We start from the raw sequence: 20,178 nt of genomic DNA on the forward strand, positions 1-20,178 counted from the left end.
CGGCCGCGGCGGGACGCGGTCACGGGACCGCGCCAGTGTGGAACCTCGCGATGCGGCCTTCCTGCCGGTGGCGCACGTGGCGCGGGTCGCGACCACTCCGGCCGTCCTCGCCGCGCTGCACCTGGCGGTCATCCCGGTGCGCCTGCTGGGCCGCTCCCGGGCGGGCTGGGCATCGTGGAGCCGCTGCTGGTGCTGGGACCGGTCTCGTTCGGCACGGGCCACCGGCGGCTCGGCCGCGGGTGACGGCGCGCGCCCGCCGGCCCGGGCAGGAGGGTCCGCACGGCACGCGAAGCGGGCAGGGGATCTTACCTGCTTCGAAAACAGCACGTCAGCCCTGTGGTGCGGATTGGGGACTTTGGTCCCTGACGATCGGTGTCCCCGCCGTGTCAAGCTGTGACCATGCCATTCGATCAGGGTGGACTGGAGATCCTCGACGCCGAGGAGTGCCGGTCCCTGCTCGCCGCCGCGTCACTGGGGCGCATCGTCTTCACCGACCGGGCGCTTCCCGCGATCCAGCCGGTGAACTTCGCCTTCACCGGTGATGACGTCGTCGTGCGCACCTCCGCGTCCTCCCGCCTGGCGGCCGCCGCCGGCGACGCGGTCGTCGCCTTCGAGATCGACGACTTCGACGCCACCGACCGCAGCGGGTGGTCGGTCGTCGTGGTCGGGCGTGCCCATGCCGTCACCGACTCCGCGGACCTGGCCGCCCTGCGCGACCTTCCCCTCCATCCATGGGCGCCTGGCGAACGCGACCATTTCCTCCGCATCCGCGCGGACATCATCACCGGCCGCCGCATCCCGGACGGCGGTGCGCACCCGCATCAGCACACCTCACAACGGACGGTGTAGGCGACCTCTGCGGCATCCGCCGTCCGGGGCTCCCGAGCGGTCAGCGCCGCCGGTGTGGCACCACGGCGACCGGGCAGCGGGCGCGGTGGAGCACCGCGTGGCCGACCGAACCGAGCAGCAGGCCGGAGAATCCGCCCCTCCCCCGCGCCCCCACCACCAGAAGGCCGGCCCCGGCCGAGGCTTCGACCAGCGCGCGTGCGGGCCTGGCGTGCACCACCTGATGCGTGAAGGCCACGTCGGGGTACTCGGAGACCCATCCCGCCACGAACTCGGTCAGCGCCCTTTCCTCCTTCATCACCACGGCCGGGTCGTGCACCAGCGGCTGCATGTCACCCGGCCCTTGCGAGGCGGGACGGCTCCGAGCCAGCAGAGCCCGCAAGGGGGCCTTGCGCAGTGCCGCCTCCTCGAAGGCGAAGCCGAGGGCATCGGCGCTGCCCGGTGAGCCGTCCACGCCGACGACGATCTCCCCGGTCGGGTCCTGCGCGTGCGCATCCCCGCCGGGGCGCACGTCCACGGCGGGGCAAACGGCGTGCGAGACGACCTGCAGAGCGGCCGACCCCAGCAGCAGATCGGCCAGCGCACCGGCACCGTGGCCGCCGACGACGACCATGGCCGCCTCGGCCGATTCCCTGATCAGCACGTCGGCGGCCTGCCCGCCGATCTGCTCGCCGGACGCCCGTACCCCGGGAGCCTTGCCGCGAGCCCGGGCCAGCGCTCTCCGCAGGATCTCCTCGCCATTGGCGTACATCCAGTCGCGGACGGCCGCGAGCCGGTGCGTGGCCGGCGGGTGGAACAGCCAGGGCGGGGCCGAGTGGACGACGCGCAGCGGGGCGTTCCGCAGCACGGCCTCCCAGGCCGCCCGATCGACGGCGGCCATGCCGGGTTCGGAGCCGTCCACCCCCACCACGATCTCGTTCATGGCCACACGCTAGATCTCCGTTCCGGCCCTCAGAGGTGGACCTTGGTCCCGGCTCCGATGACGTCGGTCCCGAGAGGCGAACCGCGGACGGACACCCCATCGCACGCGCCGCTGAACGCGGCATGCCGGCACGCGCCCGCGATGCTCGGCGCCGAAGCGAACCGGCTACGTCACGTCCGCGCGGCCGGGAACCGGGTCGTACTACGGCACGGGCGGCGCGAGAACGTCCGTCTCGAAGAGGTGACGCCGGAGTGCCGCGCCCCATCCTGCGCCGCTATCTGCAGTGCGCACCCGGCGCCCGCCCGCACGTCCCGGTGGACGTGCGGGCGCCGCTGGAGGAGTTCGAGCGCATCGCCGAACACACGCCCGTCTTCCGCATCACGGCCGAAAGGGCCGCCGCCGGAACCGACAGCGGCGAGTGAACACGGCGGGACGACGCGCGGAGCACGCCGGCGTGGAAGGCCGGGTGGGTGACGCCGCCCGTACCTGTCGCTTCCAGGCCGGCACCGGGCGGCGCGCCGTCCACTCCTCGCTACTTGCCCGCGCGGGACGTCATGTGGGTGGTGGTGATCGCCGTCAGCGCGAAGACGACGGCGTCGATCACTACTGCGGTCGGCCGCTCCACGGCACTCGCCTTCCTCCATCGACCGTTCCGGCGCTGGCCGGCTCCACCTGCTCCGAGCCAGCGCCGCAGGGCGGCGCGTGACCTCCGACAGCAGCTCGATGAACTGCTGCACCGTCCGGTACCCCTTGACCAGCTCGGCCCGCCACGCCGCCGCGGCATCATCGTCGGTCTCGGGAAGATCGTCGTCGACGACGCCATGCATCTGCTCGTCAACATGGCCGCGCTCACAGAGCTGGCATGAGCAGCCTGCCGCGGGCAATCGCTCGCGTTGCTGGGTGAGCGCCGCGCGGGCAAGCCTTGAGTGGCGCCGACATGGTCCCTGGATGGCCTGGGCGCTCTGATCAGGACCCGCTGGCCAGCCGGGAGGCGAGGCGGTAGGTGGCGCGGCCGTCGAGCTGGCGGGTGCCGCGGTCGTAGCGCGGGCCCGGCCCGGCCACTTGACCGGCGCGCGCTGCCGGGTTTAGGTCAGGTCAAGGAGAAAGGCCCGAAGCTTGGTCGCCGGGTCGCTTACCCCCCCCAGCGGCCACGGGGCCAGATCGGACGCCTCGGGCCTTTCCCTCCTTCTGCTTACGCCCTTTGCCCGAGCCTGGATAGAGGGCCGGCCACCTCCGTACGGCACCACAGCGCCCACGTCCACGCTGCGGCATCTTGCCGCCCCACCGGTAACGGCACAGCGTCATGGCCGGGCTGGGACATCCCGTTCGATCAGCCCCCGGTCAGGGGTCGGCGGTCAGGTGTTCGACAGGTTCCGATCAGGGTGGAGGCGTGTACATCCGCACCTCAGAGGGATCTCCTACACGTATGGCCTCTGCTCCAACTGGCCCGGCTCAAGACGGGGTTCCCGGACCTCGTAGGCAAGCGCTCGACGGTGAAGGCGTGCCCGTCAGGGTGCTCGGCAGGTCGGCTGCAGACCCAGCCGTGGGCGCTGGTGACCTTGCAGCAGTCCGGCCGCGAGATCCATTGGTGGTCCTCGGCCATCTCGCCTCGGCGGCCTCTGCACTTCCGTGTCCTGCCGCGAGCGTGCAGGCATCGACCCTGCCTCTGGGATGGGCCTGCGAGGCGGGATGTTCCAGCTCTCCGAGGACGTGCCGAACGGACCATTCAGGCCGACAGGCTTATGCGCGCGTAGGAGCCGCAGACTCGTGATCGTCGAGCTCGCCATGTCGACCATGCCCGCACGACGTCATCGCACTGGGGGCGGTAGCACTGTCCATCCCCTGGATCTGCTCGGTCCGCCACACGTACCGGATGACCCGCGGTGAAGGCGGCCGCTTGCGCCACATGTGGAACCCCGGTTCGGACACGCTCAGGACGCGGCAGCCGGCCTTGATGGGCGGGCCTTCGCCCGGCCATCACCGCGATGGCTTGGAAGCGTCGTTGGGGGCACCGCCTCTCTCACCAGCTCGACCGCCCGTCTGGTGACGGCCAGTTCGGTTTCCAGCTGGACGATCCTGCGCCGCGCGGCGACCGGATCGGCAAGCTCGGCCGATGTCAGGCCCGGCTCCAGGCCCCAGCCGATGACGGCAACACCATGCTTCTGCGGGTACCGCGAGTGGAGGTTCGGTGGACCGATCAACGACATATCGCTACGCTAGGTGGTGAAGGATGCGATTACGGTGATCGTGACGTTTGGTGTATCGCTCACCGATCGATCTCTTGCGTGCCGCCCAGACCCCGCGTCACGACGGATGTCGGTTCCGGCGGCCGTTGGCGCGTTCCCCTGGTCGGGCGGAGAGCTTGCGCCCGGTCCCGGTCAGGGGCGGGTGGTTCGCGGTCGTCGGCAACGTTCCGCCGCGACCCCGGGAGCTGGGCCCGATGGATCATGTGGACGCTTTTCGCGTGTCGGTCGGCCGTGCCGGTGGCACGGTGACGGTGCGGGTGGTCGGAGAGGTGGATGTGGCCACGGCCGATCCGCTGCTGGACTGCGTGGGCAGGGTGCTGGCCGGGATAGGCGACCGGTGCCGGGCCGAGCGGGTGGTGGTGCAGATGGGCGGGGTGTCGTTCATCGACGCCTCGGGGCTGGGAGCGCTGGTGGCGCTGCGCAACGCTGCCCGGCGGGAGGGGGTTCCGCTGCTGCTGGCCGGGATGTCCGCCGGGATGTGGCGGCTGCTGGAGCTGACCGAACTGACCTGGCTGGCTGAGGCCGGCGACGGCTAGGGCCTTGAGTCTCTGGCCCTTGATCCATCCGAACCCGTCCAGCCTGAACTCCTCGGCCAGCCAGTCGCTGCAGGTTGTCCAGGACCTGGCAGGTTCGAGCCCTGCTCGATCGCGCCGCTGCCCGCCCAGAACACGCGCTGGAACGCGGCCCTGCGGATCAGTGCAGGCCCGCGGCGGCGCGCGTCCCCCGTCCCAGCAGCGACGTCACCTGCTCGGCCATGGTCTCGGGCCTTAGGGGGAAGTCGTTGGTGACCCACCAGGACAACACCGATACCAGCGCTCCAGTGCTGGACACGGAGATCACCTCGTCGGGCACCGGCCCGACGGCGTCCCGGTCGAGGCGCGCGAATCGCGCCATGGCGCGCTCGGCGTTCCACCGGCGTTCACGATGGCCGCCGCCGGAGACGCGGCGCCCATCGTGAACGCCGACCAGAGGACATGGGATCGCGTGAGGCGGCAGCTGCGCCAGATGGTGCGGCAGCGCGCGGGCGCGATCGTCAACGTCGCCTCGGTCGGCGGGCTCAAGGCATCGCCCACGCGTCCCGCGTACGGGGCCAGCAAGGCCGGAATCATCCACCTCACGGCCACCGCCGCCAACGAGTGCGGCCAGGCCGGTGTCCGCGTGAACGCCTTGTGCCCCGGGTGGACCGACACCCCTGCACTGGCACAGAGCTCGCGGTCCGGCGGCATCGGCGCCGAGCGTGCCGCCATGGTGGACGCGCTCGTTCCGCTCAAGAGGTACGCGACGGCCGTCGAGCAGGCGGAGGCGATCGTCTGGCTCTGCTCGGACGCGGCGTCCTACATCACCGGGCAGGCGCTGGCGGTGGACGGCGGAACCAGCGTTCAGCTCATGGCCGCGCCAGGGCCGCAGATCGACTGACCGTCCGGACCTCACCCGACCTCAATCGCCGGCCGTGTCTTCTCCATGAACCGGCATCACCGCGCTGCTTCCGGTCCGGGCGTGCGTAGCGGGCCGGTACGTCGCGCCAGGGCGCACCGGCCCGGACCCGCCGGCGTATCCCGTCGATGTGCTGGCGTCTGGGCCATCGCGACGGCCGGCCCGGCCTCTTGGGCGCAGGCAACAGCGACTCCCCCATTCGCTCGTCGTGGCGGGTGAGCGCGGCCGCGGAGCGGGGCGGCGGGGTGCCGCTGGAGTCCTGGTCGGCCGCCGAGTCCGGCCGGGTCCGCTACTGAGGTGGTTCGGTGCCCCAGGAGTACGGTGCGGGTGTGGACCGGCAGGAGTGGGCGTGGCGGCGGGCGGCCGAGGGGTCGGCCGGCCTGGGCGGGCCGGTGTCGCTGGAGCGGGTGTGTGCGGTGGCGGCCGAGGTGGTGGGCGCCGATGGGTTCGGGGTGACGTTGCTGACCGCGCCGGGGGTGCGGGAGCTGGGGTGCGCCTCGGATGAGCTGGGGGTGTTGGTGGAGGAGGCGCAGCTGGCGTGCGGGCAGGGGCCGTGCACCGATGCCTACGCTGCTGTGGTGCCGGTGCTGGTGCCCGATCTGGCGGCTGCGGCGGGGCGGTGGCCGGGGTTCGTGCCGGTGGTGGCGGCGCGGGGGTGCGGGCGGTGTTCGCGTTTGTGCTGCAGGTGGGTGGGGTGCGGATCGGTGCGGTGGACTTCTACCGGTGCCGGGCCGGGGCGTTGACGGCCGGGCAGGCGGCCGATGGTGAGGCGCTGGCCGGTGTGGCGGCGGCGGTGGCGTTCTCGCAGCATCCGGTGGCGATGCGGCTGGCCGAGATGGCCGCGGGTGAGCCGCCGTTCGGGTTTCCGCCGGTGGTGCATCAGGCCGCGGGGGTGCTGGCGGCGTTGCTGGACGTGCCGGTCGCCGATGCGCTGGTGCGGCTGCGCGGTTACGCCTTCGCTCACGATGAGCCGATCGGCGATCTCGCCCGGCGCGTGGTCGAGCGCCGGCTGCAGCCTGACGGCGATCCCGACAGCGGCTCTTGACGGTGCTCAGCCCGGCGGTGGGGATTGCGGTCAGGGGCGATGGTGTTCGGGGGGCGGCTTTGCTGGTCAGCCGGTGCTGCCGGTGCCGGTGACGCTCTGGTCGAGCCGGTGGAGTTCGGTGGGGTCCAGGGTGCGGGTGATCAGGGCGTGGGCGAGGTCGGTGAGGCGGTGGTTGTGGCTGCGGGCGTGGTCGCGCAGGGCGGTGAAGGCCTGTTCCATCGAGCAGCCGTGCCGTTCGGCCAGAACGCCTTTGGCCTGCTCGATGACCACCCGGCTGTTGAGGGCGGTCTGCAGTTGCTGGGTGAGGATCTCGCCCTGGCGGATGGCGCGTTCTTGCAGCAGCCCGATGGTGGCGATGTCGGCCATCGCCTGCCCGAGAGCAGCCTGGTCGGCGGCGAGGGCACCGGGCCGGGCGCGGAACAGGTTCATCGCGCCGATCACTTCGGTGCGCAGCCGCATCGGCAGCGCCGACACCGCGGCGAACCCGGCCTCGCGGGCGCGCGGGGTGAAGCGTGGCCAGCGTGCCGCCGCGTCGTCGTGGTTGAGGTCGGTGCAGTGCACCACGGCGCCATCGTGGAAGGCCTCCAGGCAGGGGCCCTGCTCGTTTTGCAGCTGGAACAGCTCCAGCAGCCGGGTCTGCTCGCTGGAGGCCGCCATCAGCCGCAGATGACCGCGCTGATCGGTCACCAGGATCCCGACCGCGTCCACCTCCAGCAGGTTCACGCACCGCTCCGCCAGCTCCTGCAGGAAATCGATCACGTCGAACCCCGACACCAGCGTGTCGGCCAGCGCCACGAACGCCCGCGCCACCCGGTGAGGTTCAGGGGCAGGAAGGGTACTCACACCCGGCAGCCTACGCCCGCCGCCTGGGCCGTCGTAGGCCCTGCCGCCCACCTCGGTGCCTTGCCGGGCGCGCCCCGCTCTCACCGGCGGCCCGGGCGCGCCGTGACCGGCGGCACCGGCCGGCGGGCCGGCCAGCGCCCGTTGCAGCTCGCTCAGTAACCCGGCCGGTGCGGTGAGCTGGGCCTGCTGCGCGCGAACGCGGTCACCGCGCAGCCGGGCGGCGGCCGCGCGCTCACCGGCCCGCCGGTTGGCCCGGGTCACCTGCCGCTGCCGCACGGCGGCCTGGGCGGCCCGTTCAGCGGTCTGGGCGATCCGCCGGCGTGTCCGCACGCCCCGGCGCCGCAGCTCTTGATCACGCGGCGGTCCCTCTGCGGCCTCGGTCATGGTCGCCTCCCTGGCCCCTCGAAGCGTCAATGCTGCTCGGTCCTGCCGGAACCTGCTCAGTCCTGCGGGGTGGGGTCGGGGGTGAACCGGATCCGCCGCTCCACCACCTGCCGGGCGACCTCGGTGAGCGCAACGTCATGGGCGAAGGCGTGCGCGCGCAGCCGCACCAGCGCCTGGTCGATGGCGCAGTCCAGCTGCACCGACACCATCCCGGCCGCCTGATGGATCTGCGGCCCCAGCGCCAGCGCCCCGGCCGGCAACGGCTGCCCGGCGGCGCCGGCCTGGTCGTTGAGCAGCAGCGTCCAGACCGCGTCGGCGAAGATCAGCGCATCGGTGCGCTGAGCGGGCCCCAGGGGGCCAGGCCGATCGCGGCACAGCACCAGCACCCCCACCCGCGCCGCACCACTGCCCAGCGGAAACGCGAACGCCGCCCGCACCCTGGCCGCCCGCGCGGTCGCAGTGAAGACCGGCCAGCGCCGCCCGCACACCGGCTCGGCCAGATCCGCCACCAGCACCGGACCACCAGTGGCCACCGCCTCCACACACGGGCCGTCCCCGCTGGTCAACTCCGCCTCCAGCAACTCACGCCCCAACCGCCCGGCCACCTGCACCGGCTCCAGCCGATCCCCAGCCACCAGCGACACCCCGACCCCGCTGAGAGCCAGCGCCCGCGCACAAGCGATGCAGGCGTCCTGCGCCGAGACCGCAGCCGCCCGCCGCCGCGCGCACGCGGCGATCAGCCCCCAGACCCTCGCCTCACCACCGATCACCACCGCTCACCGCCCACCGCATCGATGTCAGCCATCGCCCAACCTAAGCCCCCCACCGGCAGCCGACTCCGGAACCGGCCCGGCACACTCCCTGCGCGGCAGCGGCCGAACGCCCCGAGGCCCGGCCGGGACGGTTGCTCTACCGCACCGCCCCCTCCAACAGCGGATGCGGCGCACCGGCCGCCAACGGAAAACCCGCACCTCCCTCCCCGCCCGCGTCACCGCCCCGGCATTCACCGTGGCAGCGACCGCAGTCGCCATCGTGGCCGGCACGCCCCAGGCACTGGGAGAACCACACCACCTTGCCCGCACCGGCCCGATACCACCCGCACCGGTCCGCCAGCCCCGCCACCAGCGCCAGCCCACGCCCGTTCTCATCACCCCGGCCGGCCCGCCGGCGGCGAGGCGGCACCGCACTCGGATCGGCCACAGCGCACACCACCTCACCGCGACCGTGCCCGCCGGCGCTCGGGCCCGTTCCCAGCCACACCGACACCGTTCCGCCACCGTGCACCACGGCGTTGGTGACCAGTTCGCTGGCCATCAGCATCCCCTCACCGGCCAGCGCCACCGCACCCCACTCCCGCCAGGCCTCACGCAGCAAGACCCGGCCCTGAGCCACCGCCGCCTGAGCACACTCGAACTCCCGGTGCACCAGCCGCCCGCCGCCGACGGCACCGTGCGCCGCGGCCGCGCGCACCAGCGCCGTCACCGGTCCGGCCGGCCCCGCGGCCTCCTCCCCGCACGCCTGCACGCCCCTGCCGGGCTCTAAGAGTGGGGTGGCCAGATGCTCCAGGTCCCGGCGGACACGAGCGGCCACCGCCACCGCGATGTAATCGGGCACGCTCATCCCCGCCAGCGCCGCAGCCGCGGCCAGCACCTCCCACTGCTCAGCACTGACCAGCACGCGCCGAGACGGGGCCGCCACCGCCGGTTCCACGCCGACGTGGCCGCGCGCATCGGCCGACACCGCCGCGACAGGCGACGCGGACCGGGAAGCGGCCCGCCTGGACACCATCAATGACCTCACCCGATCCGACATCTGCACAGACCGGGGCGACACCAGGGTCCGGGGCGCACACCCCGCCAAGCCGGGCGGCACGACCTCGCAGGACAGCACCGCCACAAACCGGCTTCAACCCACCGTTACCCCCGCCGCCAACACCCCAACCCCATCCGGCGGGACCCGTACGATCGCGGACAACGGCCGCCCGTCCGCCGCCGGAGACCAAGGCACTCGGTGCCAGGTCGGCGGCGGGAACGCGGCGCCGGGCGGCGCGGCGCCCGCTTGGCCCGACGGCGGCTTGGCCGGGTCACGACCGCCCAGGTCAGACGAGTCTTGGAGTGCTGGGGCGGCCGCTCGTAGTGCCGCATGTCGGGGGCAGGCTCGCACCAGCCAGCACAGCGTGCGTTCCACGCTCCAGCGGCGTGGCATGACCACGAATCCCCGAGCACGGCGGGCCTCGACACGATCACCAGGGTGAGGTCGAGGGAGCTGCTGCCCAGACGCAGGTGAACTCAGGGGGGCGCAAGCTGAAAGACAACCCACGCCCTGCCACCGCCCAGGAAAGCGATCTACGTTCTCTGGCCGAATCACTCCTGGCTCGTGGAACTCCAGGCCGCCACCGGCCTGCGGACGTTGCTGCCACGAGAGCCGCACCGTGAAGGTGGCTGGACGCACAGATCGCCCCACAGCTTATCCGGCCAGGGCGATCGTGGGTTCGTCCCATGGGTCCAGCCGTCGGAAGCGTCACGCATCCGGGAGGGTGCCGTGCACCTGCAGGAAACGGTCCAGCCCGGTGACGGCCAGGGCGTCGACCAGCCGGGCAGTGGGCTGGACCAGTACCAGCCGCCCGCTGGCCGCGGCGGCACGCTTCCACAAGCGGACCAGCGCGTTGAGACCGGAGGAGTCACAGAAGAGCAGTTGCGAGGTCTCCAACGCGACCGGGGTCGCCGCGTGCGGCTCGATCAGCCTGCCGACCCGCTCCACCAGCAGCGGCGCGGTGACCACATCCAGGTCTCCCCGCAGCCGCACCAGCCACCACGCACCCACCGGCTCCACGCCGAGGCCCAGCTTCCCGGCCAGCCAATCCTCCGCCGGCCACGCCTCGTCGTGCGGCACCATCGGCCATCCCCCACACCTCGGGCGTCGTCGCGACGCCCCAGAGTGCCCCTACTCTCGCCGGATACGCCGCTCTCAAACCTCCATGCGCACGCCCGCCGGTACCCAGTGCGAATAGGTGCACCCACGGGCCCCGGCCACTATGGTCAGAACCGCCGACCTGCGCCACCACCCGCTCGGCCCGCCGCCTGTCCCCCGTTCCCGCCAGCACCGTCCCCGCAGTCGGCTTCTACACTCGTGACGACGCGCGCGCTTGGAGCATGTGCTTCACAGTGTCGGCTGGCCGGCCACGCGATGCTCCTCGGCCAGGTCGATCAACGTGGCGGACATCGTGGCGAAGCGGAACAGTTCCCGGGCGGTGGGGGTGTCGATCGGCGGCTTGCCGGGGCCGCTTGAGACGGCCAGGACTCCGTGGGTGGCCTCGCCGGTCTCCAGGGGCAGCAAGAGGATGGGGCCGGTCGGCAGATCACTGAGGACCTGCCCCACGGCGATCTGTGTGGACAGGGCACGCCGGGCTCTGAAGGCTCGGCCGATGACCGAGCGGCCGCACCGGAAGGTCTGACCTCGGAGCCGGGCGCAGTCGGTCCCGACCGCGATATCGATCCGCAGCAGATCGGTCTGCGGGAGCGGCAGAACGATGAAGGCCAGCCGGGCGCCGGCCATGGAATGGGCACGGGCGGCGACCAGTGTCAGTGCGGCGGTCAGGTCGGTACCGTCCAGGACCGCCGTCATCACCTCGAAGGTGGCATCGAGCCGCCGGCGGCCCGTGGCGGTGCGAGTGCTGTTGGCCCTCTTCCAGGCGGCGGGGGTGATCTCGGCGTCCGTCATGTCGCCAGGTCCCGGCTCCGTGCGTTGGTTCGGTGAGGCCGTACTCCCGGTTCCCGGCCCGGGGCGCGGGGGCGTCCGTGTCCAGGTGGGCGGCAGGGGGTGGCGGTACACGTGTTCACACCTGCGACGCCGGCGTTCCTCAGCGGGCCGGGGCCGGGCAGAGCGGCGTTCGGACGTTCGCGCCGGGGCGGGAGAGCGACGAGCTTCTCTCGCATCGAGTCGAGCGTGCGGCCGGAAGAGCCTTCGCGAGTCTGCTGAGACGGATCCCGCAGGGCGCCGATGATGTGCATGCTGGATATCCAATCCGGAAGCTGTGGCCGGTGACGTCGTCCACCCGGGCGAGGACGGAACCGGGACGCCCGTCCTGGAACGGGCCGCCCCGGCGCGGCGGCTCTGTGGCACCCAGCGGTCGTCGCCGCCCGCTCAGGTCGCGGCGCCGGACTCAGCAGGCCCGGGCCATGGTGATGGCCGGTGATGTGGCGGAGCGTTGGACGGTGAGGCTGCGGGCCAGCCCGGTGCTGTGCAGCAACATGGTGGTCTGAGGGCGGGGACGAACCAGGCGAAGAGTGATGCCCAGACCGGTGGCGCGGCGTTGGGTCCCGATCAGCACGGCCAGTCCCGCGGCGTCGCAGAGCGGCACCTCGCCCAGGTCCAGCAACAGCAGCCGGGCACTGCGGTGCAGCACGCCCAGCAGATGCGCGCGCAGAGCCGGGGCCGAGTCCGCGTCAAGGTCACCGTGCAGCGCGACGATGGTGTGGCCAGGGCGCGGGTGGGCGGGCATGCTCACCTCGGCAGGAGGTGTGGCCGTCTTACGCCAAGCCGTCAGTGGTACCGGCAGCGGATGAATGGTCATCGCGAACTCCGATCGCATGTGGGGAGTCCGCGGCCGACTCCGTGACCGGCCTCGCCGCCGCGTGACCGGTGCGATGCCGGACGGTGCGGTGCGCCGCCTCCTCGGCGGCCACGGGCACGAGACGCCCGGTGCTCCCGTACGGACCGTGCAGGCCCATGAGTGGATCGCCTCAAACCGAGATCACGATGCCATCCCCTTCAGGGGTGAGCCCGGCTTGGCGTCGGCCTCAGAACGCGACCTCGGCGTTACCGGATGATGCCAACCTACTCCATCGACCACCAAATACCACTATGCCGCCCGTGCCGGCTCCCTTCGCCTGAACGCCGGCGGCAGACCGAGATCCGAACACCCGGTGCAGTCACTTCGGCTCCGGAGGACGCCCGCGGCTGCGCGGGCTTGGGCATCCGGTGAGCAGACGGCGGCGATCCAGCTCCCCGCTGAACGAGATCGAGGCGCTGCGGCGGCTGGCCCGGCTCGTGGTACCCGCGTTCAGGGACTGGGCCGAGGTCGATCTGCTGCGTCCGAGGGCGGCCTGGAGCCGGTCGTCGGAACGCATCGTGACCTTTCCGCCGACGTCGCCGCATGCCGCCGAGCACGAACGCCGGACGTCTACAGCGGTTCGCTGACCCAGCGCCAGGTGCCGTCTTCGTCGCGTGCGCTCACCAGGTGCGGATCGTTGGAGTCGGCGAGTTCGGCGATCGTCCGGACCAACCGGCGATGGAAGTCGGCGGGCGGATGGTCGCCCGCCGAGCCCTCCAGGAGGGTCACGCTGAGCTTGGCGTCGTCGCGGAGCTGCGCGGTCAGCCGGCCGGTCCTGTCCATGCGCAGCATCACGATCGCGTCGGCGCGGACCAGGTCGCAGCCGCCGCCGGCCGCGACCCACACCTCGGGCACCGTTCCCCTCATGCACATCATCTCCTCCGGCCCGGACGTCCCGCCGGGCTTGTCGACCGCCAAGGCCATGCTCCCCGCATGGAGCCGTGCCGAACTTCCGCTCCCCTGAGCCCGCACCGCAGGACCGCTCCAACGGCTGGGACCGCGCCGTCGAGAAGGACATCACCGAAGCCGGTGCGATCCGCTGCGGCCGGTGCCGGTGTGGCCGGCGGAAGACGGCTCCGTGCCGGTGAGCCACCCGAAGTGCGCGGCCATGGCGCGGGCGCAGTCGACGATCGCGGTGACGTGGTCGGACTCGTTGCCCGCGCGCCACAGGACCGACCACGGGTAGAAGGAGGCCGGCCCGGTGAGCGGACGCCAGAGGGTGCCGGGGAGCGCGCTGGTGCACGAGGACGGCACGCAGTACAGGCAGCGCCCTTGGGCGACCAGGGCGGCGGCGGCTCGGGTGCTTTCGACGGTCCCCTCGTACACCGTCGGGGTGAAGCCCGCCGACCGGCACAGCTCGATGGTGAACTGGTTGAACTCCGGAGCCCGGGCATCTTCGGCGAGCAGCAGCGGCTCCTCGGCCAGAGTGGCGACCGGCACCGCCTCCAGGTCGGCCAGCCGGTGCCCGCGCGGGAGCAGGATGCCCAGCGGGTCCAGGCGGAACAGCTGCGAGGCGATCTGGGGTGGGGCGAGCGCGGCACGGCCTATGCCGACGTCCAGCCGGCCGTCGGCCAGCAGTTGGTACTGCTCGGGCACCCCTGCCTCGATCTGGTGAATGACGAGGTCGGGATAGCGGGCCTGGACCTGGTGCAGGAGCTGGGGCATCGAGTCGTAGCCGGCGTCGATGATGCCCACCCTCAGAGCGGGTGAGGTACTGCCCGCGGTTCGCGCGACCCGTGCCGCCCTGTCCACGTGCGCCAGGATCTGCCGCGCCTCGACCAGGAAGGCCGCTCCGGCGGTGGTCAGCGCGACATGGTGGGTGCTGCGCTCCAGCAGGCGCACCCCCAGCTCGCGTTCCAGCCGCTGCACCTGCTGGCTCAACGCCGATTGCACGATGTGCTCCCGGGCGGCCGCCCGTCCGAAGTGCAGTTCGTCGGCAACGGTGACGAAGTAACGCAGCTGGCGGAGTTCCAAGCGGCACCCCCCGGGGGATGTCATCGCCCGTTCGGCCGAGCCGGTGCGGTTCGTTCGCGCAGACGGCCGGCCCACGGCCGCCGGGCTTCTTTCCCGAGTCGCGACGGCCCTCAGCCGAGCATACGTTGGCGTCCGCTCGGCAGGAAGGGCGGCTTTTCGCCGCTCTGGGTCATGCGCTTTGGTGATGAGTTCCGCGCACCTTACCTGTTTCCGCGGTGATGGCAGCGCGATTGGCTGGATGGCGATGAGCGGGAAAAGTCCATCCGAACGACGTATTGCCGGGCTCGGAACGGAAGGAGCATCGGTCATGCACATCGATCACGACGGCATTCGCCCACCCCTTACTCTCAACATCCCTGCGATCCGCCCGAACGGGTCGGCCCCTCGCTGCGAACATCTCGACGGAGTGGTGCCGGCGGTCCCGCGAGAGGGCGGCTGCCCGCTCTGCCAGAAGGCCGGCGGCACCTGGACGAAGCTGCGGGCATGCCTGCACTGCGGGTGGGTGGCGTGCTCGGACGACTCTCCCAGCCAGCACGGCCGAGCGCACTATCGGGAGACCGATCACCCGGTCGTGGGCGCCATGGAGCCTGGATCGTCATGGAGATGGTGCTACGTGCACCAGCGCGAGGTCTGAACGAGTTCACCGGCCACGGGAGCCGTGACCTTCACCCCGCCGCCGGCTCGTCCGGGCGGGCCTTGATGCTCCGGTGATGTTCCCCGGCCTCCTCGGTGCTGCGATCGAGGATCGCGGCGATCTGCTCGACGTTCATGCCTGAGGATTGCGCGGTGTCCAGCAGGCGGGCCTCGGCCCGGTCCAGCCCCAGGCGGATGGCGCTCAGCACCACCAGCGCCGCCGCGACGTCCATCAGCCCGAGAGGTTCGCCGGCGCCCCGCCGGGAGTGATCGGAGGCGGTGAGGACCGCGTCGACGGCATCACCGTCGGGCATCGGCCGCTCCCTGGCCTCCCAGAGGACCTCGTGCACGCCGGTGGCGTACCGGGAGGTCAGGTAGGCACGGGCGTACCGCACCTGCGCCGGTACCGGGGCGGGGAGGGCCCCGGCGGGCAGGAGACCGGTCCGCGGGCCGCCACGCGCCACCGCACGTGCAGCGGTGCCCCCTCGCGGGGCGTCACGGCCAGGTCCGGCCGAAGCGACCCGGCTCAGCGGGTCACAGGCTGCTCGATCAAGGTCTGCGCTGTTCACCATTGACTTCTCTCGACGCGGCAGGAAAGCGGAGGACGGCTTCGTCCCCGCACTGGTGGCCGAGCCGTAATGGCAGGACCATGGCTGTCCGAGGGGTATCACGAACGCCGCAGATCCTGTTGCGACCGGCCGCCGGCCCAGGACCGTCCGGCGCCGGCACCCGTGGGCTCTGGCCTCCAGACGGACCCGGGCGGCCGGCGCAGCCCCAGCAGTGACCGACCGATTACCAGCCAATACCGGCCGCTCGGCCAGGGATACAGGCGATCCGAGCACACGTCATCACGCAGACAGATCGGCGCGGTCTGGCGGGGTTCAGAAACGCGACTCCGCACAACCCGAGGCACACCACGAGCCGGTGGATCGGCGGATGTGCCGGGGCAAGGTAACGATCACGTGAAGCCATCCATCCGCATGGGGAAGTCGCGCGCCTAGCGTTCACGGACATGTCGTACAGGCAACGGTTGTTTGTGACCGAGGCGGCCTTGATTCCGGTGCTGGTCTTGGCGGTGGCCGTTTGCTGGGCCGGCTCGACCGGCTCGGCGGTGCGGAGGCCGGGCTGACCGGCATCCCGCGGGCCGACGTTCCGGCCAGGCCCGATGACCCGCCGGATCGGATCTTCCCCGGCGGTCCCGACTGGGGTGTCTCGCCGGCTGTCATCGCGGTCACGCTGCTGGCCGCCGGCCTGGCCGTCTTCTGGACGGGACGTACGCGATGAGCGACGCCTCCCAGAGCTACGGCTACGGTTTGCTCTTCGGCTGGCTCGTCGGGCTGGTGCTGCTGACCGCGTTCCTGCGCCTACGGGCCGCTGCCCGACCGCAGGCGTAGATTCGAACCCCGACCGTTGGTCTGGACGTGTCGACGCCCGAGGGGCGGACGATACAGATCGGCTCGCCGCGGTCGACCTCGAAGCCGAGACCGTCGAGGATCTCGCGTTCGCCGTGGCCGGGACCGGAGCAGCGGGCACCGGCGGTCATCCGAACCCGACAGCACTCCCGCGGAACCTGCTCGCACGCCTGGATCCGTACGGAGTGACCGCTCAGGGCGTCTGAGGAGTTCACCACCAGGTCGAGGTCCCGGCCTGCGCGCGGGCCCAGGCGGCGTTCTTCTCCGCATGGCCGACGGCCGCGCAGAATCGCTGCGGCGGCCGGGGCGCGGCGTGGAGGGCCGCGCCCCTTGGGCGCTCTCAGAATCCGGTGGGGACCTTGTCCAGGAAGCCGTAGACGTTGGCGATGCGCCGGTCCGGAGTCAGGACCGCGACGTCGAATCCGACGACCATGGCCTCACCGCCTTCGGGGCCCAGCTCCCAGGTGAAGCGGGCGATGTCGTGATGGGCGTCCACCTGGCCGGCCAGCTTGAAGGCCAGGCCCGGGAACTGGCCTTGGACGGCGGCGATCGTGGCGTCGATGGCGTCGTGGCCCTCGGCGACGGCGATCGGGTCGGTGTAGGTGCCGTCCTGGGCCCAGATCTTCTCGATCGCGGCGCGGCGCGCGGCCGGGTCGGTCTCGTTCCAGATGGCGAGATAGTCGGTGACCAGTTCGGTGACGTCGTTCATGATGCCCTCCGTGATTGCCTCGGTACGCACAGAACGCTAGACGGCCCCCGTGATCGGCGAATCGGTCGTCCATAGGTAATCGTTTTGGTCATGACCGGCAGGCATCGGTAGCGTCTTGACCATGCTGTACGGGCGCGACGCGGAGATATCCGCCGTTGATGGGCTCCTCCGCCGGGTCCGTACGGGCGGCAGCGGGGCGCTGGTACTGCGCGGCGAGCCCGGGATCGGCAAGACGGCCCTGCTGGACTTGGCCGCCGCTCGGGGGGAGGGGCTGCGCGTCATCCGGCGGGCGGGCGCCGGCTCCGAGCGCAATCTGGCGTTCGCGGGTCTGCACCTGCTGCTGAGCCCGCTGCTGGACCGGCTGGACGCACTGCCTCAACCGCAGCGGCATGCCCTGTCGGGAGCGCTGGGCCTGGCACCGGCGACGGGAGCCGACCGGCTTCTGGTCGGGTTGGCGGTGCTGTCGCTGCTGGGCGAGGCGGCCGAGGAGCGCCCGGTGCTGTGCCTGGTGGACGACGCGCACTGGCTGGACCGTCCGTCCATGGAGGCACTGGCGTTCGCGGCGCGGCGGCTGGACGCCGACGCGGTGGGCCTCCTCGTCGCCACCCGTGGCGACGAGGAGTTCCCGGGCCTGCCGGAACTGCGGCTGCGCGGTCTGAGCGTGCCTGCCGCGGCGGCGCTGCTGGAGGAGACCGCGCGGTCGGGGCTGACGCCCGCGCGGCGGTACCGGGTGCTCACTGAGGCGCGCGGGAACCCGCTCGCGCTGATCGAGCTGCCCGCCGCGCTGCACGACCCTGGCGGCACGGCGTCCACCGCTCTCCCGCTCACCGCCCGCCTCCAGGCCGCGTTCGCCGGGCAGGTCGACCACCTGCCCGAGCGTTCCCGGCTGCTGCTGCTGGTCGCGGCCGTCGCAGACGGGCTGGGTGAAGTGCTGGCGGCGGGCGCCCGGCTCGGCGTGGGCACGGCCGATCTGCCGCCCGCCGAGGAGGCCGGGCTGATCACCGCGGACGAGCGGGCCGTACGGTTCCGCCATCCGCTGATCCGGGAGGCGGTCTACCAGCGCGCGCCGGTCGGCCTACGGCTGGCGGTGCACGGCGCGTTGGCCGAGGTGCTGTCCGGCGACCGGGACGCCGATCGCCGGGCCTGGCACCGGGCCGCCGCCACCGCCGGCGCGGACGAGCGCATCGCCGCCGAACTGGAACGCACCGCGCGGCGGGCCGCCGCGCGCTTGGGCAGTGCCGCGGCCGCGGCCGCCTACCGGCGCGCGGCCGAGCTGAGCGAAGGCTCCGCCGAACGGGCCGGCCGGCTGGCTCTGGCCGCCGAGGCGGCCACCGAGGCCGGCGATCTGGACGGGGCCGATCGGCTCGCCGACGAAGCCGGAGGCGACGCCGCCGATCCCGCCCTCGCGGCGCGGCTCGCCCAGGTCCGGGCGACCACTGCGTTCTCTCGCGGAGAGTACGGAGCCGCGCACCGCCTGGTCATCTCGGCCGCCGACCTGTCCCCTGAACGGGCGCCTCGGGCCCTGGTCCAGGCGGTGCAGACCGCCTGGTATCTGGGGCACGATGCCCTCCTGGAGGTCTGGGACCGGCTGCGGGCCGCCGCGCCGCGGGCCGACCCGCAACTGCGTCCCGTCGCCGAACTGTTCCTTGGCGTGCTGACCCGGCTGCTCGACCCTGACCCCGGGGACGCGGTGCCGCTGGCCGACCTGACCCCTGTGCCCGGAGCCCCGCTCCGGGACTACGCGCTGGCTTGCGGCGCGCCCCTGCTGATCGGCGCGGACGCCCACGTCCTGCAGCAGGCGACCCGGATGCAGGCCCTCTGCCGCGCCCACGGCGGCATCGGGGTCCTGCCGATGCTGCAGTTCTTCCAGGCCCAGGCCGAACTGTTCCAGCACGGCCGCCACCAGGACGCGACGGCGACCGCCGAGGACGCGCTGCGTACCGCCGAGGACACCCGGCAGGCGCAGTGGGCCGTGCTCCTGCGGGGACTGCTCGCCTACACGGCCGCGGTGGAGGGCGACGAGCACCGCTGTCTGCGGCTGAGCGCCGAGGCCGCGCGCGGCGGTGCGGTCCCGATGCCCGGCGCGCACTGGCTCGACTGGGCCCAGGCGGTGCTCGATCTCGGCCAGGGCCGGGTGGAGGCGGCCCTGGTGAGGCTCGACGCCCTCACCCGCGGACCGGGCTGGTACCACGTCTCGGCGATGCGCTGTGTCCCCGACCTGGTCGAGGCCGCGGTACGGCACGGCGAACCCGACCGGGCCCGGCCCTCGTTCGCCCGCTACGAGCGCTGGGCCCGCGCCTCCGGCCAGCCCCTGCACCAGGCCACCACCGAACGCTGCCGGGCCCTGCTGGCGACCGGCCAGGAGGCCGAACGCCACTACCTGGCCGCGCTCGACATCACCCAGCCGTACGCCCACGCCCGCACCGAACTGCTGTACGGCGAATGGCTGCGCCGCTCACGCCGCAAGAGCACCGCCGCCGTCCACCTGACCAGCGCGCTGGAGACTCTGGACCGCTTGGGCGCGCGTCCCTGGAGCGACCGGGCACGCATCGAGCTGCAGGCCACCGGCACCAGGCTTCCCCGACGGACCCGGCCGGGCGCCCACGACGACCTCACCTCGCAGGAGCGCCACATCGTCCGCCTCGCCGCGCAGGGCCTGTCCAACAAGGACATCGCCGCCCAGTTGATCCTCAGCCCGCGGACCGTCGGCCACCACCTCTACAAGGCCTACCCCAAGCTCGGCGTCGCCTCCCGCGCCGAACTCGCCGGCCTCGACCTCTGAACGGTCACCGGAGCCCGGGCGGCGAAGTACCGGTCATCGATGAGTCCTCGGTCACCGCGTGCTCTTCCCGGGGCGTACAGGAAGTTCGACCGAATCGCCCCGGGACGACGGCCACCCGGGTAACTTGTTGCCGAGCAAGGACCATGAGTCAGCGCCGATGGTGGTCGGTGGGTGCGCTGGCGTGTTCGCCGTGCCGCGAACGCGCCGCACCCTAGATCGTTGATGGGTTATTGCTGAACCGGCCGCGAGCATGGTGAAGGGCGCCCAGGATCGGTGTGTGAAGACAGATCTAGACGCCCTTCTGATCGCACTCTACGTGCACCTGGACGACGATGT

The 20,178-nt window shown here is 72.4% G+C and carries 24 protein-coding genes; 10 read left to right on the plus strand and 14 right to left on the minus strand.

Translation table 11 applies throughout. The annotated features are described in order from the left end of the window. Window positions 1-399: 399 nt before the first annotated feature. Entirely contained in the window at window positions 400-849 is a 450-nt protein-coding gene (locus ACA361_RS41550; RefSeq protein WP_375020663.1) for a pyridoxamine 5'-phosphate oxidase family protein, read from the plus strand. Window positions 850-889: 40 nt separating this feature from the next. On the opposite strand, the gene ACA361_RS41555 is transcribed toward ACA361_RS41550, so the two are convergent. Then, the gene (locus ACA361_RS41555; RefSeq protein ID WP_375020664.1) at window positions 890-1,768 is read right to left on the minus strand and encodes a universal stress protein; all 879 of its coding nucleotides are present in this window, start codon (window positions 1,766-1,768) and stop codon (window positions 890-892) included. A 251-nt stretch (window positions 1,769-2,019) separates the two neighbouring features. On the opposite strand from ACA361_RS41555, the gene ACA361_RS41560 reads away from it, so the two are divergent. Together ACA361_RS41560 and ACA361_RS41565 are read left to right on the plus strand one after the other, a co-directional pair. Then, window positions 2,020-2,190 (plus strand): hypothetical protein, encoded by a 171-nt coding sequence (locus ACA361_RS41560; protein ID WP_375020665.1) that lies wholly within the window; start codon window positions 2,020-2,022, stop codon window positions 2,188-2,190. Between the two features lie 141 nt (window positions 2,191-2,331). Continuing rightward, window positions 2,332-2,634, plus strand: a complete 303-nt coding sequence (locus tag ACA361_RS41565) for a hypothetical protein (protein ID WP_375020666.1) — start codon at window positions 2,332-2,334, stop codon at window positions 2,632-2,634. Window positions 2,635-3,699: 1,065 nt separating this feature from the next. Here the strand turns inward: ACA361_RS41565 and ACA361_RS41570 are convergent. Beyond that, window positions 3,700-3,975, minus strand: a complete 276-nt coding sequence (locus ACA361_RS41570; RefSeq protein ID WP_375020667.1) for a hypothetical protein — start codon at window positions 3,973-3,975, stop codon at window positions 3,700-3,702. A 257-nt stretch (window positions 3,976-4,232) separates the two neighbouring features. On the opposite strand from ACA361_RS41570, the gene ACA361_RS41575 reads away from it, so the two are divergent. Continuing rightward, the gene (locus tag ACA361_RS41575; protein ID WP_375020668.1) at window positions 4,233-4,550 is read left to right on the plus strand and encodes an STAS domain-containing protein; all 318 of its coding nucleotides are present in this window, start codon (window positions 4,233-4,235) and stop codon (window positions 4,548-4,550) included. 157 nt (window positions 4,551-4,707) lie between these two features. On the opposite strand, the gene ACA361_RS41580 is transcribed toward ACA361_RS41575, so the two are convergent. Further along, window positions 4,708-4,908, minus strand: coding sequence for a TetR-like C-terminal domain-containing protein (locus ACA361_RS41580; RefSeq protein WP_375020669.1), 201 nt, complete (start codon window positions 4,906-4,908; stop codon window positions 4,708-4,710). Between the two features lie 90 nt (window positions 4,909-4,998). Between ACA361_RS41580 and ACA361_RS41585 the strand changes: the two genes are divergently transcribed. Continuing rightward, window positions 4,999-5,430, plus strand: a complete 432-nt coding sequence (locus tag ACA361_RS41585) for an SDR family NAD(P)-dependent oxidoreductase (protein ID WP_375020670.1) — start codon at window positions 4,999-5,001, stop codon at window positions 5,428-5,430. On the opposite strand, the gene ACA361_RS41590 is transcribed toward ACA361_RS41585, so the two are convergent. After that, on the minus strand, window positions 5,399-5,647 hold the full coding sequence (locus tag ACA361_RS41590; protein ID WP_375020671.1) for a transposase: 249 nt from the start codon (window positions 5,645-5,647) through the stop codon (window positions 5,399-5,401). The genes ACA361_RS41585 and ACA361_RS41590 overlap by 32 nt on opposite strands. Between ACA361_RS41590 and ACA361_RS41595 the strand changes: the two genes are divergently transcribed. Continuing rightward, complete coding sequence (locus ACA361_RS41595; RefSeq protein WP_375020686.1) at window positions 5,577-5,744, plus strand: hypothetical protein; 168 nt, start codon at window positions 5,577-5,579, stop codon at window positions 5,742-5,744. The two genes, ACA361_RS41590 and ACA361_RS41595, sit on opposite strands and share 71 nt — an antisense overlap. 368 nt (window positions 5,745-6,112) lie before the next feature. Further along, complete coding sequence (locus tag ACA361_RS41600; RefSeq protein ID WP_375020672.1) at window positions 6,113-6,493, plus strand: ANTAR domain-containing protein; 381 nt, start codon at window positions 6,113-6,115, stop codon at window positions 6,491-6,493. Window positions 6,494-6,559: 66 nt separating this feature from the next. Here the strand turns inward: ACA361_RS41600 and ACA361_RS41605 are convergent, their stop codons facing one another. The 8 genes from ACA361_RS41605 to ACA361_RS41640 form a co-directional block, all read right to left on the minus strand. After that, the gene (locus tag ACA361_RS41605) at window positions 6,560-7,720 is read right to left on the minus strand and encodes a GAF and ANTAR domain-containing protein (protein WP_375020673.1); all 1,161 of its coding nucleotides are present in this window, start codon (window positions 7,718-7,720) and stop codon (window positions 6,560-6,562) included. 56 nt (window positions 7,721-7,776) lie between these two features. Continuing rightward, window positions 7,777-8,490 carry an ANTAR domain-containing protein gene (locus ACA361_RS41610; RefSeq protein WP_375020674.1) on the minus strand — a complete coding sequence of 238 codons (714 nt, stop codon included), beginning with the start codon at window positions 8,488-8,490 and terminating at the stop codon, window positions 7,777-7,779. Between the two features lie 139 nt (window positions 8,491-8,629). Then, complete coding sequence (locus tag ACA361_RS41615; protein WP_375020675.1) at window positions 8,630-9,460, minus strand: ATP-binding protein; 831 nt, start codon at window positions 9,458-9,460, stop codon at window positions 8,630-8,632. Between the two features lie 780 nt (window positions 9,461-10,240). Beyond that, window positions 10,241-10,615, minus strand: a complete 375-nt coding sequence (locus ACA361_RS41620; RefSeq protein WP_375020676.1) for an STAS domain-containing protein — start codon at window positions 10,613-10,615, stop codon at window positions 10,241-10,243. Window positions 10,616-10,879: 264 nt separating this feature from the next. Further along, window positions 10,880-11,440 carry a hypothetical protein gene (locus ACA361_RS41625; RefSeq protein WP_375020677.1) on the minus strand — a complete coding sequence of 187 codons (561 nt, stop codon included), beginning with the start codon at window positions 11,438-11,440 and terminating at the stop codon, window positions 10,880-10,882. A gap of 442 nt (window positions 11,441-11,882) precedes the next feature. Next, window positions 11,883-12,293 carry an STAS domain-containing protein gene (locus ACA361_RS41630; RefSeq protein ID WP_375020678.1) on the minus strand — a complete coding sequence of 137 codons (411 nt, stop codon included), beginning with the start codon at window positions 12,291-12,293 and terminating at the stop codon, window positions 11,883-11,885. 609 nt (window positions 12,294-12,902) lie between these two features. Next, window positions 12,903-13,250 (minus strand): hypothetical protein, encoded by a 348-nt coding sequence (locus ACA361_RS41635; protein ID WP_375020679.1) that lies wholly within the window; start codon window positions 13,248-13,250, stop codon window positions 12,903-12,905. 99 nt (window positions 13,251-13,349) lie between these two features. After that, window positions 13,350-14,621, minus strand: coding sequence for a LysR family transcriptional regulator (locus ACA361_RS41640; protein ID WP_375020680.1), 1,272 nt, complete (start codon window positions 14,619-14,621; stop codon window positions 13,350-13,352). Between ACA361_RS41640 and ACA361_RS41645 the strand changes: the two genes are divergently transcribed. Continuing rightward, window positions 14,614-14,940, plus strand: coding sequence for a UBP-type zinc finger domain-containing protein (locus ACA361_RS41645; protein ID WP_375020681.1), 327 nt, complete (start codon window positions 14,614-14,616; stop codon window positions 14,938-14,940). The two genes, ACA361_RS41640 and ACA361_RS41645, sit on opposite strands and share 8 nt — an antisense overlap. A gap of 31 nt (window positions 14,941-14,971) precedes the next feature. Here the strand turns inward: ACA361_RS41645 and ACA361_RS41650 are convergent, their stop codons facing one another. After that, on the minus strand, window positions 14,972-15,403 hold the full coding sequence (locus ACA361_RS41650; protein ID WP_375020682.1) for a hypothetical protein: 432 nt from the start codon (window positions 15,401-15,403) through the stop codon (window positions 14,972-14,974). Window positions 15,404-16,022: 619 nt separating this feature from the next. Between ACA361_RS41650 and ACA361_RS41655 the strand changes: the two genes are divergently transcribed. After that, window positions 16,023-16,223 carry a hypothetical protein gene (locus ACA361_RS41655; RefSeq protein ID WP_375020683.1) on the plus strand — a complete coding sequence of 67 codons (201 nt, stop codon included), beginning with the start codon at window positions 16,023-16,025 and terminating at the stop codon, window positions 16,221-16,223. A gap of 468 nt (window positions 16,224-16,691) precedes the next feature. On the opposite strand, the gene ACA361_RS41660 is transcribed toward ACA361_RS41655, so the two are convergent. Continuing rightward, entirely contained in the window at window positions 16,692-17,060 is a 369-nt protein-coding gene (locus ACA361_RS41660; RefSeq protein WP_375020684.1) for a nuclear transport factor 2 family protein, read from the minus strand. A 121-nt stretch (window positions 17,061-17,181) separates the two neighbouring features. Here ACA361_RS41660 and ACA361_RS41665 point away from each other — a divergent pair, with 121 nt between their 5' ends. Then, window positions 17,182-19,842 (plus strand): AAA family ATPase, encoded by a 2,661-nt coding sequence (locus ACA361_RS41665; RefSeq protein WP_375020685.1) that lies wholly within the window; start codon window positions 17,182-17,184, stop codon window positions 19,840-19,842. Window positions 19,843-20,178: the final 336 nt, after the last annotated feature.

The sequence above is a fragment of the Actinomadura sp. 21ATH genome (assembly GCF_041951345.1).
Classification (GTDB): Bacteria; Actinomycetota; Actinomycetes; order Streptosporangiales; family Streptosporangiaceae; genus Spirillospora.

Bases quoted from the DNA above. Each gene is read 5' to 3' on its own strand.
- ACA361_RS41645 (WP_375020681.1), top strand. From the start codon at position 14,614: ATGCACATCGATCACGACGGCATTCGCCCACCCCTTACTCTCAACATC.
- ACA361_RS41580 (WP_375020669.1), bottom strand. From the start codon at position 4,908: ATGGCGCGATTCGCGCGCCTCGACCGGGACGCCGTCGGGCCGGTGCCC.
- ACA361_RS41630 (WP_375020678.1), bottom strand. From the start codon at position 12,293: ATGACCATTCATCCGCTGCCGGTACCACTGACGGCTTGGCGTAAGACG.
- ACA361_RS41640 (WP_375020680.1), bottom strand. From the start codon at position 14,621: ATGTGCATGACCGATGCTCCTTCCGTTCCGAGCCCGGCAATACGTCGT.
- ACA361_RS41660 (WP_375020684.1), bottom strand. From the start codon at position 17,060: ATGAACGACGTCACCGAACTGGTCACCGACTATCTCGCCATCTGGAAC.
- ACA361_RS41595 (WP_375020686.1), top strand. From the start codon at position 5,577: ATGTGCTGGCGTCTGGGCCATCGCGACGGCCGGCCCGGCCTCTTGGGC.
- ACA361_RS41555 (WP_375020664.1), bottom strand. From the start codon at position 1,768: ATGAACGAGATCGTGGTGGGGGTGGACGGCTCCGAACCCGGCATGGCC.
- ACA361_RS41570 (WP_375020667.1), bottom strand. From the start codon at position 3,975: ATGTCGTTGATCGGTCCACCGAACCTCCACTCGCGGTACCCGCAGAAG.
- ACA361_RS41590 (WP_375020671.1), bottom strand. From the start codon at position 5,647: ATGGGGGAGTCGCTGTTGCCTGCGCCCAAGAGGCCGGGCCGGCCGTCG.
- ACA361_RS41550 (WP_375020663.1), top strand. From the start codon at position 400: ATGCCATTCGATCAGGGTGGACTGGAGATCCTCGACGCCGAGGAGTGC.
- ACA361_RS41620 (WP_375020676.1), bottom strand. From the start codon at position 10,615: ATGGTGCCGCACGACGAGGCGTGGCCGGCGGAGGATTGGCTGGCCGGG.
- ACA361_RS41605 (WP_375020673.1), bottom strand. From the start codon at position 7,720: ATGACCGAGGCCGCAGAGGGACCGCCGCGTGATCAAGAGCTGCGGCGC.
- ACA361_RS41625 (WP_375020677.1), bottom strand. From the start codon at position 11,440: ATGACGGACGCCGAGATCACCCCCGCCGCCTGGAAGAGGGCCAACAGC.
- ACA361_RS41665 (WP_375020685.1), top strand. From the start codon at position 17,182: ATGCTGTACGGGCGCGACGCGGAGATATCCGCCGTTGATGGGCTCCTC.